Genomic DNA, 14285 nt, shown 5'->3' with positions numbered 1-14285 from the left:
ATAGAGTGGTAACAGATATGACAGATGCCGTGACAAACGTGGAAATCGAAGACGTCTTGTCGTCGATCCGCCGTCTCGTGGCGGATGAGCCCAGAAAACGCGACACCCTGCTGCAAGACAGTGACGATGCCCCGGCCAAACCCGCCGGCAAACTTGTCCTGACCCCGGCGCAGCGTGTGACCGTTCCGGGCGATGCCGTGGAAGACTTGGCCGAACCCGCGCAGACCGAACCCGCTCCGCAAGTGGATTCACCCACAGACGATAGCGCCGCCGATGATATGGCGGCGGCACCTTTGGCCAATCGCACGCTGGTCGAGGTCGAGGCGCTGGCGCGCCAGTTGCTGGCGCAGACCGATCCCGCGCGGCAAGAGGATATCCTGAACGGGATCCGCACCGCGCTGTTTGCGCATCGTGCCCCGATGCCCGAAATGCCCGCCGAAACGGCAAAAGCCGACGTGGTGCCCGAGGTCGAAACCGCGGCAGAGGATGGCTTGTTCGATGACCTGCCGGATCTGTCTGTGGCCGTCACTTCGGATACGGCCGTGGCTCCGGAAGCCGAGCCGTTGACCCTGACGACGCTTGCCCACGAGGAGTCCGCGCTGGAATTGACCGCGCTGCTTGAGCCCGTCCATGAGTCTGAAGTCGCGCCAGAGCCCGAGGCAGAGCCCGAGCAAGAGTCGCCGAGCGCGGCCGCGTCGCTGGAAGACAAGATTGCAGAGCTTGAAGCCCTGATCGGGCGCGGTTCCGGAAACTGGGATCCCGACGCCGACGATCGTGGCGGCAACGCCGCGGCAGAGCTGTCGCAGATCACCGCCATGCCCTGGGACGACAACGCAGAGCCCGAGGGCAAGCCCGAAGCGGTGCAAGACACCCCCAAGGCGTTTACCATCGACGTGTCCGCGCCGGACGCAACCGATGACAGTGACGATGCAGCGCCGTTCATCGAGGTTGACGGTACCGGGCCGGAAGGTGATGAAACCATCTATGCTCCGCGCGATGCGCGCCCGAACTGGGCCGGACTGCACGTGGTGCATTCCGCCGATGAGACAGAAGAAGAGACCACGATCGACGAGGACCAGTTGCACGAGCTGGTTTCGCGCATTGTGCGCGAAGAGCTGCAAGGTGTCCTGGGCGAACGGATCACCCGGAACGTGCGCAAGCTTGTACGGCGGGAAATCCAGCGCGCGCTTGCCGGGCATGACCTGGACTGACCCACGCGGAACAAGCATGACAGAGAAAACGCCCGGGCCAGCCTGGGCGTTTTTCGTTTCTCTTCGCTGTCAGAACATTGGCGCTGCTGCAAAGAAAAGCGCGCCTCTGCTGGGCAGAGGCGCGCTTTTTCACTGCTGGACGCGGTCTTAGGCGGCTTCGGCCTGTTGCGCGGCAGCATGACGGCGCTCGCTCTCTTCGCGCGACAGCGCGACAGAGGTGCGGACACCTTTGGATACGAATTCCATCAAACCGGACACGACACGCTCGTTCGGGTCGATCCCGGCACAGCTCAGTACTTCGCGGCCATCGCGGGAGCGCGCCCAGCGGGCGATCTGTTCCGGTCCGTTGCCATATTTCTTGTCATCGGCAATTGCATCATCGAGAGCAGCCAGCACCACCGCCGCAAAAAGCTTGCGTGCACGGTTGCCCTGTTCGCTGTTGAAGGCCGTACCATCAACGAATTCAGCCATGAGTCGTCCTTTGATTATTGGTCTTGTCTTTTCAGGCGTGGCGTGTGTTATGGCGCATTAATTTCGATTCGGATACCCCGCAAACGCATAGCATCCATGCAAAATTCGCATGGCTTCTGCAGGTGCAACACGATATTTCGTTGTCTTGCCAGGCGCACGCCCGCCAGATATAGGGGTCGTCAAATTCCAATCAACCTTTCGACAAGGTTTTGCTACGATGCCTAAGATCAACGGAAACGAAATTCGCCCCGGGAACGTGCTGGAGCATAACGGCGGCCTTTGGGCCGCGGTCAAGGTCGACCACGTCAAGCCTGGCAAGGGCGGCGCCTTTGCCCAGGTCGAGATGAAGAACCTGCGCAACGGCTCGAAGCTGAACGAACGCTTCCGCAGCGCCGACAAGGTCGAGCGTGTGCGCCTTGAGCAAAAGGACATGCAGTTCCTGTACGAAGACTCTGGTCAGTTGATCTTCATGGACACCGAAACCTATGAACAGGTGCAGGTGGATGCAGAACTGCTGGGCGAACGTCGCCCGTTTCTGCAAGATGGCATGACCATCGTCGTCGAATTCTATGAATCAGAGGCGCTGAACGCCACGTTGCCGCAAAAGGTCATCTGCGAGATCGTCGAGACCGAACCGGTTGTCAAAGGACAAACCGCCGCCAACAGTTTCAAGCCTGCGGTGCTGGACAATGGCGTGCGCATCGTCGTGCCGCCCTTCGTCGGGCAGGGCGAAAAGATCGTGGTGAACACCGAGACGATGGAATATTCCGAACGCGCCTGATCTGTCGCTGTTTGGTGGGAAGGATGACAAACGCCGCGGGGGCAGGGGCCCTCGCGGCGTTTCGCGTTTCTGCAAAGGCGACGACTGTCAGCTGCCAAACAGACCGTAGGGGTCGACTGCGGACACGCCCACGTCCTGGCCGTGGAACAGTGCGTCATGCAGTTCGTCGACGCTCAGGCCCAGGAACTGGACGCTGACCTCGTAATCGCTCAGCAGGGTCGGGTCGCCTTCGAACACCATGCGCGTGGCGATGGTTGCGCCGCCCGCAGTGTCGAAATAGAACAGGTCTTCCAGCGTTTCACCGACGACGATGGCGATATCCTCGGTCGTGTCGAAATCGGTCACCACGTCGTGGCCGGCTTTCGAAAGCGCCATGTTGAAGATGAACGTGTCGGCACCTGCGCCACCGGTTACGGTATCGCTGCCGGTTTCACCTTCCAGGAAGTCATTGCCGTTGCCGCCGTCCAGAACGTCATCCTCCTGGCCGCCAAAGATGAAGTCGTCGCCCGAGCCGCCATAGATCGTGTCTTCGTCATGGCCGCCGTCCAGCACATCAAGGCCGGACCCGCCAGAGATCAGATCATCGCCGTCGCCGCCCCAGGCACGGTTCGCGCCGTTGCCAAAGCTGATGTTGTCTTCGCCATCGCCGCCCCAGACCTGGTTTTCGCCAGAAACGATCGAAATGCTGTCGTTGCCGGACCCGCCGTAAATGGTGTCGTTGCCGGTCGAGGCGTCGATGGTGTCGTTGCCCGATCCACCATACATCAGGTTGTCGCCCAAGCCGCCGCTGATCGAATCCGACCCGTTGCCGCCATAGACAAGGTCGTTGCCATAGCTGCCGTTGATCGTGTCGTTGCCGCCGCCGCCGGCGATGAAGTCGTCGTCTTCGCCGCCTTCGATGCTGTCATGGCCAGTGCCACCGAACAGGATGTCCGCGCCCGCGCCGCCATAGATCGTATCCTGGCCAGCCCCGCCCGAGATCACGTCGTGACCATCGTTGGCATAGATCAGGTCGTCGTTGTTGCCGCCGGCCAGCGTGTCAGAGCCACTGCCACCGGTCATGGTGTCGTTGCCCGCCCCGCCAGACGCGCGGTTTGCGCCGTCGCCGGTTTCAACGATGTCGTTGCCGTCGCCTGCGTCCAGCCGGTCGTTGCCGTTTCCAGCCACAAGGGTGTCGTTGCCCTGGCCGCCCGTGGCGCGGTTGTCGCCGTCGCCGGCGTCAATGTCGTCGTCGCCATCGCCGCCGTCGACCCGGTCGATGCCCGACCCGGTGGTCAGCGTATCATTGCCCTGGCCACCGCTGACGCGGTTGTTGCCGTTGCCTGCGCGGATATCGTCGACACCGTCGCCGCCATCCATGCGGTCGTTTCCGTCACCGGCACGCATCGTATCGTCGCCGGTTCCGCCTGCCATGCGGTTGTTGCCTTCGCCGCCGTTCAGGTGGTCGTTGCCTTCGCCGCCCGCGATCCAGTCATCCCCCGACAGGCCCGAGACCGTATCGTCCCCATCTCCGCCGGTCAGGCGGTTGGTGCCTTCGCCGCCATAGACGGTGTCATTGCCTGCGCCGCCGTTCATCCAGTCGTCACCATTGGCGCCCGACATCCAGTCGTTGCCATAGCCACCGTTCATACGGTCGTTGCCATCGCCGCCCGAAAGAACGTCCTGGTCGTTTCCGCCGTTGATCCAGTCGTCGCCATTGCCGCCGATCAGGGTGTCATCCTGGTCGCCGCCGTCCAGCCGGTCTTCGCCGTCGCCACCGTTCAGACTGTCATAGCCTTCACTGCCGACAAGGTGGTCGCTGCCGGCATTGCCATAAAGGGTGTCGTTCCCGGTGCCGCCTGTGATCTTTTCATCGCCGCTGCCGCCGGAAACGCTGTCGTTGCCGCCGCCTGCGTTGATGATGTTGATGCCGGATGTTGCGGTGATCGTGTCGTTGCCGTCATCGCCGTTCACATAGTCGTCGCCGTCACCGACGTTGATCACGTCGTTGCCTTCCAGCGCGTCCACGATGTCGCGACCGTCCGTGCCAGTGATGACATCAGCCCAGGAAGTCCCGAGGAAGTAGGTCTTTTCGATAGTATCGTCGGTGCTCATTGCATGCCCCAAAACAAACGCCTTGCCGTAGACCCGTTCCGTTTCTCAGGCGGTTTGGGATCTGGTGGCCCATGGGTGATATTAACCATCCGATTGCGGCTGAATTTGGGAAACGCTGGGGTTTTTAGCGCGCGGAACGGCCGCCCCGTCCTGATTTCATCAACAAAAACCGCCCCGGAGAAGGATCTCCGGGGCGTTTTCTTCAAATTGTCGGAACCAGCGGGTCAGAGGAAGAAATCATCCACGTTCACATCCGTCGCGGACACACCTTCCAGCAACAGCGTGGTGTCGTAGTTCGAACTCATGGTTTCCAGCCCGCCCTTGAAGCCCACGCCCAGCAGCAGGTCGCCCCCGACCTCGACCACGCGCATGTCGTTGATGATGCCCCACAGGGTTTCGCCCTGTGCTGCCTCGATCATCAGCGTGTCGGTGTCGAGTTGGTTGAAATCCTCGATCGTGTCGTGCTGGCCGGCGTTTTCGGACCACACGAAATAGAACGTATCGTGGCCGTAGCCGCCTTTCAGCGTGTCATCTCCCGCACCGCCTACCAGCGTGTCATCGCCATAGCCGCCGTCCATCCGGTCAGACCCGGTTTCGCCCAGCAGAACGTCGTTGTCGTTACCGCCATAGATCAGGTCGTCGTCGTCGCCACCATAAACCAGATCGCGGCCTTCGCCGCCCCAGAGCGTGTCGTTGCCGTCGCCGCCATAGACCTTGTCGTTGCCGTCACCGCCATACATCAGGTCGTTTCCGGTTTCGCCATAGATGGTGTCGTTCATCAGGCCGCCGGTGACATAGTCGTTGCCCGCACCGCCATAGACGGTGTCATAGCCGTTGCCGCCGTGGGCACTGTCGTTGCCCGCGCCGCCATAGATCAGGTCTTCGTCTTCGCCGCCGGCCATTACATCGTTGCCATCGCCGCCGAACATGGTGTCCAGACCCTGGCCGCCCGACAAGGTGTCATTGCCGGCGTCGCCTTCCATGCTGTCGTTGCCCGCGCCACCGCCAAGGCTGTCGTCGCCCGCACCGGACAGAAGGGTATCGTTGTCGCCACCGCCCTTGACGATGTCGTCACCGCTGCCTGCAATCACATAGTCGTTGCCGGTGCCGCCGCTCAGCACGTTATTGCCTTCGCCGCCATCGACATGGTCGTCGCCCTTGCCGCCGAATATGATGTCATCGCCGTTTTCGCCAAAGACGAAGTCGTTGCCGGTGCCACCGGTCATCAGGTCGTCGCCTTCGCCGCCGCGCACGGTGTCGTGACCGGCACCGCCATGGGTCGTGTCGTTGCCATTGCCGCCATCGACGGTGTCGTTGTGCGCGCCCCCGGTCAGCAGGTCGTCGCCTTCGCCGCCGATCACCGTGTCGTTGCCCGCACCGCCATGGGCGCGGTCGTCGCCGTCGCCTGCGTCAATGTCGTCATTGCCTTCGCCGCCGGTCAGACGGTCATCTCCGGCGCCGCCCACAACGGTATCGGCGTTGTTGCCCGCGTCGATGCGGTCTTTTCCGCTGCCGGCGATCAGGGTGTCGTTTCCGTTGCCGCCGCTCATGCGGTTGTTGCCGTTTCCGGCAAGCACCTGATCGTGGCCGTCGCCGCCGTCCATGCGGTCGTTGCCGTCGCCGGCCTTCATCGTGTCGTTGCCAGCGCCACCCGCCATGCGGTTGTTGCCTTCGCCGCCGCTGATGCTGTCGTTGCCGGTGCCGCCTGCGATCCAGTCGTTGCCGGCCCAGCCCGAAACGATATCGTCGCCTGTACCGCCGGTCAGGCGGTCGTTGCCTTCACCGCCATAGACGGTGTCAGCGCCTTCGCCGCCGTTGATCCAGTCGTCGCCGGTGCTCCCGGTCAGCGAGTCGTTGCCGTCGCCGCCATTGACGCGATCGTTGCCGTCGCCGCCGTGAACGATATCGTTGCCCTTGCCACCATTCAGGAAATCGTCGCCGACGCCGCCTGCGATACTGTCATCGCCTTCGCCGCCATCGCCGCGGTCGTCGCCTTCGGCGCCGATGATGGTGTCGTTGCCGTTGCCCCCCGCCATCCGGTCGCCGCCCGCGTCGCCGAACAGAAAGTCGTCGCCCTCGCCGCCGTTCAGACGGTCAAACAGCACGCCGCCGACCAGCGAGTCATTGCCCGCGCTGCCGTTCAGGGTGTTTTCTCCGCCTTCGCCCAGCAGGGTGTCGTCACCGTCGCCGCCGTTCAGCTTGTCATTGTCGCCGCCGCCGTAAAGCTTGTCGTCCCCGGCCTTGCCGTTGATGATATCGCGGCCGTCGTCGCCCTTGATCGTTTCGGGCTCGTCGGTGCCATCGGTCACGGTAAAGCCTTCGGTCGACTCCGGGTCGGAATCGAACTGGTCCACCACGACATCGGAAATGGTGTCATTGCCGTCGCCATCGGTCCCGCCACCGACGATTGGATCGAACGGGTTGAAATTCAGATCGGTGGTCATCTTTACGTCCTTGCCTGTTCTTCGGGCACCTCTTTGGGTGCACAAGCTGTGTCTTGTTTCACTGCCCCGAAACCATCAGCCGACCTTGTCGACGCACACTGACACTACGAACACAGGGGCACCGAAACGGCGGCACCCGACGGGGAACCTTGGTAAATTGAACCGGCGAATTGGGATGGTTGGTTGGCCCAATCGAGGCTTTTCCACGGCGGGTGCGAAAGGGAGGTCGTTGTGAGAAATTAAACTGTTTTTTATCAATTATTTGACGTTATTTTTTCACGTAAACTCTGTGCGCGTTCCGGCTGGAATCGCATCAGTGTTACGGTCGCCGAACCGCAGCGGACCTGTGATTGTTTTCGGCACGGAAACAGACCGGGAAACGGGTCGGGATTGTTCGCTTATACCGTGGTCCAGGTGACGCGCGCCGCACCCGCCTGCATGGCGGCCCCGGCACGGTCGAATCGCAAATACGCCAGCCCCTGATCCCCTGCCTGGGAATAAAGCGTGCCAGCGGTCTTGCCGTCGGACACGATTTCTGTCCCTACGGCGGCGTGGCCCTCGACAGCGACCCGAACCAAACCCTTGCGCAGTTCAGTCTTGTGTTTCATCCGCGCGGTGACTTCCTGTCCGACATAGCAGCCCTTGCGGAAATCCACGCCGTTCAGCCGTTCGAACCCGGCTTCAAGGATGAACGTGTCAGGCGTCAGTTCGATCCCGCTTTGGGGGATGCCCAGCGACACCCGCAGCGCCGTCCAGTCAAGGCTTTCGTCCCCCGGCTGGCCGTTATAGCCGCGCCAGCCCATGCCGGGATCGCGCGGGTCCGGGAAAGCGCCCTCGGGCGGCGTTCCAAGGCCGCGCGACACGACGAGATCGGTTTCGATGATCTGCACGTCCGACCGCAGCTTGTACATCGTCAACCGTTGCAACAGCGGCCCCGCAAGCGCGCTGTCCACGTCCAGCAGCACCGCCTCGTGATCGGGAACAAGGAAGAAATCCGCCAGATACTTGCCCTGAGGCGTCAGCATCGCGGCATAGACCAGCCCCTTGTCCAGCTTGGTCACGTCGTTGCTGACCAGCCCTTGCAGGAAATGCAGCCGATCGCTGCCGGTCAGTCGCAGAACCGTGCGGGATGTGTCGGACATGTCGGGCTCCTGTTGCGCTTGGCCTTGTCATATAGGATCAAACGGGTCGGACAACAGGGGGCAGGCCATGCGCGCGCCGATTTCCGTAATCATTCCCACGCTGAACGCGGCAAACGGCTTGCCCGGCTGTCTGGCCGCGCTGATGCCGGGGCTCGAGGCGGGCGTGATCCGCGAGCTGGTGATCAGCGACGGCGGATCTCAGGACGCGACACTACGGATCGCCGAGGAGGTCGGCGCGCGGGTGGTGACCGGGGCACCCGGGCGGGGCGGGCAGTTGCGGCGCGGGGCGGCACAGGCCACGGGCCCGTGGCTGTTGTTCCTGCATGCCGACACGCGGCTGTCACCAGATTGGGTCGACGCCGTCGCGCCGGTGCTTGACGGGCAAGGGGCCTGGGCCTTTCGCCTGCGGTTCGACGCGCCGGGGCTTGCGCCACGCTGGGTCGCGGGGTGGGCCAACCTGCGCAGCCGGGTTTTCGGGCTGCCCTATGGTGATCAGGGGCTGCTGGTGCCGCGCGCGCTTTATGACCGGGTCGGTGGTTTTCCCGATCAGCCCCTGATGGAGGACGTGGCGATCGCCCGGTGTCTGCGTGGCCGGATTGGGCTGTTGCCGGGCCTTGCCGTCACCGAGGCCGATCGGTACCGCCGCAACGGCTGGCTGCGGCAGGGGGCGCGAAACCTGTGGCGGTTGATCCGGTACCTGGCCGGTGTCCCGGCAGAGCGTTTGCAGCGCGGCTACGACCGGTAAGGCGGCCACACAACGGCGCGCCGTCGCGGCGCTGCCGGGATATTGTCAGCCAGAAGACGGTTGGGTCGTTTCGAATTGCAGCCTGTGCAGGCTGGCATAGGTGCCGCCCTTGGCAAGAAGGCTGTCATGTGTGCCCTGTTCGACGACGCGGCCGCGGTCCATCACCACGATCTTGTCGGCCTTGCGCACGGTGGACAGGCGATGCGCGATGACCAGCGTCGTGCGGCCTTTCGACAGCGTTTCCAGCGCCTGCTGCACCACCGCCTCTGACTGCGCGTCCAGCGCCGAGGTCGCCTCGTCCAGCAGCAATACGGGCGTGTCGCGCAGGATGGCGCGGGCGATAGCGATGCGCTGGCGCTGCCCGCCCGACAGGTTCGACCCGCGCGGTCCCGCGGGGCTGTCGAGCCCGGCGGGCAGGCGCGGCAGGAAATCGCTGACATGGGCGCCGTCCAGAGCGGTCTGCAACCGGGCCTCGGACACGTCGGTGCGGCCCAGCAGGATATTGTCGCGCAGCGATTCATCGAACAGAAGCGCGTCTTGCGTCACCACGGAAAACAGCCTGCGCAGGTCGGCAAGGCGCAGGGTGCGAATATCGGTGCCCCCAAGCAGCGTCTGGCCCGACACCGGGTCGACCAGCCGGGTCAGCAGGTTGAATACCGTCGATTTCCCCGCGCCCGAGGCACCGACCAGCGCGGTGGTCTGGCCGGGTTCGGCGGTGAAGCTGGCGCCGTCCAGTACGGTATGATCACCGTAACGTACGGTGACGTTGTCCAGCACCACGCCCGGCACGCCGTTGGGGGCAGGGGCCGGATTGGCCGGGTCGCGCAGCTCAGGTCGTGTATCCAGCAGGGCGCGGATGCGTTCGACCCCGGCGGCGGCGGTCTGCCAGACACCGCTGATCCCGCCCAGACGGCGCAGTGGCTCGAACGCCAGGCCGATGGCGGTGAAGAAGGCCATGAAATCGCCAACGGTCTTTTCACCGGCGATGATTTCAGAGCCGCCGAAAAACAGCACGCCGACGAAACCGATGCCCGACATCAGATCGATCAGCCCGGGGATCGAGGCTTCGCCCAGCTTGGTGCGGACCTCGGCCTTGACCCGCTGATCGGTCAGCGCGCGGTAGCGCGCGGTCTGGTGCGCCTCGAGCCGGTTCAGCTTGACCGGCATGATGCCGTGGAACACCTCGTCCAGCCGCAGGGTTAGGCGGGCGGCCAGGTCCCGCACCTGCCGCGCGCTGCGCCGCACCCTGCGCTGGATCAGCGCCGCCGGCGCGACCAGCAGCGGCGTGCCGATCAGCGCGACCAGGGTCCAGCGCCAGTCCACCGACAGTGCCACGGCAAAGAGCGAGATCAGCGCCACCACGTCGCGCCCCGCGCCGGTCAGGATCGTGTTCCAGACCGAGGCCACCGCCTCGGTATCGCCATCGACGCGCTGGATCAGGTGCCCCGGCGGGTGCGACTGGTGAAACGTTCCGTCCAGCGTCATCAGGTGCGCCAGCAGATCGGTGCGCATCGCCCCCAGGGTGCGTTGCGACACGTTGGCCAGCACCACCTTTTGCGCCACGCTGGCGACGGCGCGCAGGGTGAAAATGGCAAACACTGCCAGCGCCACCCATTTCAGCGCCTCGGCCTGGCCGCCGATAAACACAGTGTCGAACATCGGCTTCATCATGTAGCTGAGCGCGCCGAACATCGCGCCTTCGATCGACATCAGCGCCACCGCCACCGCAAGCCACCCGGCATGGCGGCGCAGGTAGTGCCGCCAGAGCCAGCGCATCAGCCCGCGGGAATTGGGCGCGGGATCGGTCATGCGGGCAGGACCAGTTGGTCGGCGGGGGTCTTGCTGTCGAACCCGGCCTGGATCGCGGGACCGTCGTATTCGGTGCGCATCCAGTCCTCGAACCCGATCGGTGCGCGGTTGTTGCGCGCCTCATAGACGTCGAGGATATAGTCCTGGACCCCGGTCTTGGTGAATTTGAGGTGGATGAACTTCAGCCCCAGCTGTTTCTTGGCCACCGCGACCGGCTGGCCGTCAAAGATCATCTGGTACATCGCCGCAACCATGCCGGCACGGTCGGCACCGGATTTGCAGTGGAACATCATCGGTTTCTCGGCGCTGCGCAGGGCGTCGATCACCTCGATGAAGTTTTCGCGCGCGACGGCGTGGCGGGCGTGCAGCCGGGTGTTGACCAGGGTCAGGCCCAGGTCGCGGCAGCTTTCTTCCTCGAACAGGTAATGCGCCCGCCGGTCGGTGCCGCGCAGGTTGATCACCGTTCTGATCCCCATCGCCTTGTATTTCACGAACCGTTTGTGCGTCGGCTGGTTCGACCGCCAGACACCGGGGGCCACCGGCCAGAAATTGGTCCAGAAGGTCCGCAGGAAAGCGTGGTCGAACAGGTTGTAGTGCAGCTTGGACAGGCGCCGCCCGCGCGGGGTGACGATGTCTTCGCCGAAGGAATAGCGCAGTTTGCGTTCGGCGGCGTCCAGACGTGCCAATAATTTCGCCAGCATTCCGACCCTTTCAGAGCATTGCGCGGGGTTTAGCCGCGCGGCGCCGCCAAGACAAGCGCGTCAAAGATTGACGCCGCTGGCGATGGCGGTAGTGTGCCGGGGTTTTCCCACGGAGTCGCTGTCAATGTCGCTTTCCAACGGTCGTCCCTACCTTGCCATTCCCGGCCCTTCGGTCATGCCCGAAGAGGTGCTGCGCGCGATGCACCGGTCCTCGCCCAATATTTACGAAGGCGAGTTGGTCGAACTGACCCGCAGCCTTGTGCCGGACCTGAAGGCGGTGGCGCGGACCGAGGGGCAGGTGGCGATCTATATCTCGAACGGTCACGGCGCCTGGGAAGCGGCGCTGGCCAATGTCGTGGCACCGGGCGAAACCGTGCTGGTGCCATCCACCGGGCGGTTCGGCCACGGCTGGGCGGACATGGCCGTGGGGCTGGGCGCAGAGGTCGAGATGATCGACTTTGGCCGCGCCACTCCGGTCGATCCCGACCGGGTCGAGGCCGCGCTGCGCGCCGATACCCAAGGCAGGATCAAGGCGGTACTGGCGACCCATGTCGATACCTCGTCGTCCGTGCGCAACGACATTGCCGCGATCCGCAAGGCCATTGACGCCGCCGGCCACCCCGCGTTGCTGATGTCGGACAACATCGCCTCGCTGGCCTGTGACCGGTTCGAGATGGACGCCTGGGGGGTCGACGTGATGGTCGCGGCCAGCCAGAAGGGGCTGATGGTGCCGCCGGGCTTGTCATTTGTCTTTTTCAACGACAAGGCCGCCGAAGTGCGAAAGGCGATGCCGCGCGTCAGCCGCTATTGGGACTGGGCACCGCGTGGCAACCCGGAGTTTTACTACCAGCATTTTGGCGGCACCGCGCCGACACATCACCTCTATGGACTGCGCGTGGCGCTGGACATGATCAAGGACGAAGGGCTGGAAAACGTCTGGGCGCGGCACGAACGGCTGGCCCGAGCGATCTGGGCGGCCTGCGATGTCTGGGGGCAGGGCAACGGCGCTCTGGCGCTGAACATCGCCGACCCGGCCCATCGGTCGCATGCGGTGACGGCGGCGCGGCTGGGCCTGCCGTGGGGCAAGCACCTGAGGCATTGGACGGAACACAGCGCCGGTGTCACCTTGGGTATCGGGTTGGGCATGTCCGAGCCCGACGACCCCAAGGGCGAGGGCTTTTTCCGGTTCGGCCACATGGGGCATGTGAACGCGCATATGGTCCTGGGCCTCATCGGCGTGGTCGAGGCCGGTTTGGACGCCATCGGCGCCCCGCACACGAAGGGCGGAGTGACCGCGGCGGCGGAAATCATCGCCGGCGCGCCGGTGACGCGACTGCTGGCCCCTGCGGCAGAGGCCTGAGGCTGTCTCGGGCGGCGGGCTATTGCCGCCCGAACCGGGCGATCCCACGGGCCAGTCGCCCGCCATACGGTGCCAACCGGTTGATGGCATGGTGCAGGACCAGCGCGACGATCAACAGCGCGGCGAAGCCCAGCTTTGCCCAGATCACCCCGAGGATCCAAAGAAGGTTGACGAAGATCAGCACCAGGTTGGCGTTGGTCATTTCGTCGGTCTGGTTTTGGTCGTCATACATGGCGTCTCTCCCTCGCCTTGTGGGGAAAGCGTAGCGCAGGGTCTGCGTTTGACGAAACGAATTTGTCGGGTCGCGTGGGCCCGGGCGACAGCGCGCCCGGAATTTCAGCGGTTCAGGCGGTTGCGGCCACGTCGGCCAAGGCCAGCGGCAAGGCTTCGGCCAGGGCCTCCATCTCTTCCGCGCGGCCCGCGCTGATGCGGATGCAGCGGTCCTGCGGGGCGACGAAAGGCATGCGCACGAAGATGCCGCGCGCCACCAGCGCGGCCAGAACCTTGCGTGCGAAATCGCCGTCCCGGCCGCAATCGACCGCCACGAAATTGGTGGCCGAGGGCAGGGCCGACAGGCCGTTGGCCGCCGCGATCCGCGCGATCCGGTCTTTCGACTCTGCCACCTGTGTCACCACATGCGCCAGCCAGTCCTGGTCCTGCAACGCCGCAAGCGCGCCCGCCTGCGCGGCGCGGTTCATGCCGAAATGGTTGCGGATCTTGTCGAAGCTCTGGATCAGCGGTGCCGCGCCAAAGGCATAGCCCACGCGCGCGCCTGCCATGCCATAGCCCTTGGAAAAGGTTCGCAGACGAATGACGCGCGGATCCTCTATGGCGATCCGCGGGATCGCATCGGCGGGGGCGAATTCGATATAGGCCTCGTCCAGCGCCAGCAGGGTGCCGTCGGGCAGGGTGTCAAGCGCCGCCTCGATCGCGGCGCCGGTGGTCCAGCTGGCCATCGGGTTGTCGGGGTTGGCGAAATAGACCAGCTTGGCGTCGACCTCTGCGGCCTTGGCGATCAGCGCGGGCAGGTCTTCGGAATCGCCGGAATAGGGCACCTTGTGCAGCACCCCGCCAAAGCCCGCGACGTGGAAGTTGAAGGTGGGATAGGCCCCGTCCGAGGTGACCACCGCATCGCCGGGCGCGACCAGCAGGCGGACAAGATAGCCCAGAAGCCCGTCGATCCCTTCGCCGACCACCACGTTCTGCGGGCCGATGCCCAGGTGCGCGGCCAACGCGTGGCGCAGGTCGTAGCTGGTGGAATCGCCGTACTTCCAGATCTCGGCGGAGTCCTGTTGCATGGCCGCGATGGCCTTGGGCGAGGGGCCGAAGACGTTTTCATTGGCGCCGATGCGGGCCTTGAACGGCGCGCCGCGGTCACGCTCCTGCGCTTCGGGCCCGACGAAGGGCACGGTAGAGGGCAGGGCGGCGATCAGGTCTGTGTAGCGTGGTCCGGTCATGGCGCGATCTAGGACGAATCCGCGGTCCGGGGCAAGGGCTTCGCCGCGCGTCCCGCACGACACCGGGGCG

The 14285-nt window shown here is 64.5% G+C and carries 12 protein-coding genes; 4 read left to right on the top strand and 8 right to left on the bottom strand.

The annotated features are described in order from the left end of the window. The first annotated feature begins 17 nt into the window (after positions 1-17). Positions 18-1211, top strand: coding sequence for a hypothetical protein (locus tag VK792_RS07780; protein WP_326296895.1), 1194 nt, complete (start codon positions 18-20; stop codon positions 1209-1211). A 147-nt stretch (positions 1212-1358) separates the two neighbouring features. Here the strand turns inward: VK792_RS07780 and VK792_RS07775 are convergent, their stop codons facing one another. Beyond that, positions 1359-1682: a DUF6280 family protein gene (locus VK792_RS07775; protein WP_326296894.1), complete on the bottom strand. Its 324-nt coding sequence runs from the start codon at positions 1680-1682 to the stop codon at positions 1359-1361. A gap of 217 nt (positions 1683-1899) precedes the next feature. Here VK792_RS07775 and efp point away from each other — a divergent pair, with 217 nt between their 5' ends. Next, entirely contained in the window at positions 1900-2463 is a 564-nt protein-coding gene (gene efp / locus VK792_RS07770) for an elongation factor P (protein WP_326296893.1), read from the top strand. An 87-nt stretch (positions 2464-2550) separates the two neighbouring features. Here efp and VK792_RS07765 read toward each other — a convergent pair whose 3' ends face one another. The 3 genes from VK792_RS07765 to ygfZ form a co-directional block, all read right to left on the bottom strand. Then, on the bottom strand, positions 2551-4557 hold the full coding sequence (locus tag VK792_RS07765) for a calcium-binding protein (protein WP_326296892.1): 2007 nt from the start codon (positions 4555-4557) through the stop codon (positions 2551-2553). 224 nt (positions 4558-4781) lie between these two features. After that, on the bottom strand, positions 4782-7001 hold the full coding sequence (locus tag VK792_RS07760; protein WP_326296891.1) for a calcium-binding protein: 2220 nt from the start codon (positions 6999-7001) through the stop codon (positions 4782-4784). 398 nt (positions 7002-7399) lie between these two features. Further along, a complete protein-coding gene (ygfZ, locus tag VK792_RS07755) occupies positions 7400-8143 on the bottom strand; it encodes a CAF17-like 4Fe-4S cluster assembly/insertion protein YgfZ (RefSeq protein ID WP_326296890.1) in 744 nt (247 codons plus the stop codon). A gap of 67 nt (positions 8144-8210) precedes the next feature. Between ygfZ and VK792_RS07750 the strand changes: the two genes are divergently transcribed. Further along, positions 8211-8888 carry a TIGR04283 family arsenosugar biosynthesis glycosyltransferase gene (locus VK792_RS07750; RefSeq protein ID WP_326296889.1) on the top strand — a complete coding sequence of 226 codons (678 nt, stop codon included), beginning with the start codon at positions 8211-8213 and terminating at the stop codon, positions 8886-8888. 45 nt (positions 8889-8933) lie between these two features. Here VK792_RS07750 and VK792_RS07745 read toward each other — a convergent pair whose 3' ends face one another. Together VK792_RS07745 and VK792_RS07740 are read right to left on the bottom strand one after the other, a co-directional pair. Further along, positions 8934-10697 (bottom strand): ABC transporter ATP-binding protein, encoded by a 1764-nt coding sequence (locus tag VK792_RS07745; RefSeq protein WP_326296888.1) that lies wholly within the window; start codon positions 10695-10697, stop codon positions 8934-8936. Continuing rightward, positions 10694-11398, bottom strand: coding sequence for a fused DSP-PTPase phosphatase/NAD kinase-like protein (locus VK792_RS07740; protein WP_326296887.1), 705 nt, complete (start codon positions 11396-11398; stop codon positions 10694-10696). Before VK792_RS07740 ends, VK792_RS07745 begins: the two co-directional genes overlap by 4 nt. 124 nt (positions 11399-11522) lie before the next feature. Here VK792_RS07740 and VK792_RS07735 point away from each other — a divergent pair, with 124 nt between their 5' ends. Further along, entirely contained in the window at positions 11523-12758 is a 1236-nt protein-coding gene (locus VK792_RS07735; protein WP_326296886.1) for a pyridoxal-phosphate-dependent aminotransferase family protein, read from the top strand. A gap of 19 nt (positions 12759-12777) precedes the next feature. On the opposite strand, the gene VK792_RS07730 is transcribed toward VK792_RS07735, so the two are convergent. Continuing rightward, positions 12778-12990: a hypothetical protein gene (locus VK792_RS07730; RefSeq protein ID WP_326296885.1), complete on the bottom strand. Its 213-nt coding sequence runs from the start codon at positions 12988-12990 to the stop codon at positions 12778-12780. Positions 12991-13102: 112 nt separating this feature from the next. After that, on the bottom strand, positions 13103-14215 hold the full coding sequence (locus tag VK792_RS07725; protein WP_326296884.1) for a pyridoxal phosphate-dependent aminotransferase: 1113 nt from the start codon (positions 14213-14215) through the stop codon (positions 13103-13105). Positions 14216-14285: the final 70 nt, after the last annotated feature.

Origin of the sequence: Mesobacterium hydrothermale, assembly GCF_035818635.1 — a bacterium.
Classification (GTDB): domain Bacteria; phylum Pseudomonadota; class Alphaproteobacteria; order Rhodobacterales; family Rhodobacteraceae; genus Mesobacterium_A; species Mesobacterium_A hydrothermale.
This window is presented reverse-complemented; position numbering and strand designations above follow the sequence as displayed.

Bases quoted from the DNA above. Each gene is read 5' to 3' on its own strand.
- VK792_RS07745 (WP_326296888.1), bottom strand. From the start codon at position 10,697: ATGACCGATCCCGCGCCCAATTCCCGCGGGCTGATGCGCTGGCTCTGG.
- VK792_RS07740 (WP_326296887.1), bottom strand. From the start codon at position 11,398: ATGCTGGCGAAATTATTGGCACGTCTGGACGCCGCCGAACGCAAACTG.
- VK792_RS07760 (WP_326296891.1), bottom strand. From the start codon at position 7,001: ATGACCACCGATCTGAATTTCAACCCGTTCGATCCAATCGTCGGTGGC.
- VK792_RS07725 (WP_326296884.1), bottom strand. From the start codon at position 14,215: ATGACCGGACCACGCTACACAGACCTGATCGCCGCCCTGCCCTCTACC.
- VK792_RS07780 (WP_326296895.1), top strand. From the start codon at position 18: ATGACAGATGCCGTGACAAACGTGGAAATCGAAGACGTCTTGTCGTCG.
- ygfZ (WP_326296890.1), bottom strand. From the start codon at position 8,143: ATGTCCGACACATCCCGCACGGTTCTGCGACTGACCGGCAGCGATCGG.
- VK792_RS07775 (WP_326296894.1), bottom strand. From the start codon at position 1,682: ATGGCTGAATTCGTTGATGGTACGGCCTTCAACAGCGAACAGGGCAAC.
- VK792_RS07730 (WP_326296885.1), bottom strand. From the start codon at position 12,990: ATGTATGACGACCAAAACCAGACCGACGAAATGACCAACGCCAACCTG.
- VK792_RS07765 (WP_326296892.1), bottom strand. From the start codon at position 4,557: ATGAGCACCGACGATACTATCGAAAAGACCTACTTCCTCGGGACTTCC.
- efp (WP_326296893.1), top strand. From the start codon at position 1,900: ATGCCTAAGATCAACGGAAACGAAATTCGCCCCGGGAACGTGCTGGAG.
- VK792_RS07735 (WP_326296886.1), top strand. From the start codon at position 11,523: ATGTCGCTTTCCAACGGTCGTCCCTACCTTGCCATTCCCGGCCCTTCG.
- VK792_RS07750 (WP_326296889.1), top strand. From the start codon at position 8,211: ATGCGCGCGCCGATTTCCGTAATCATTCCCACGCTGAACGCGGCAAAC.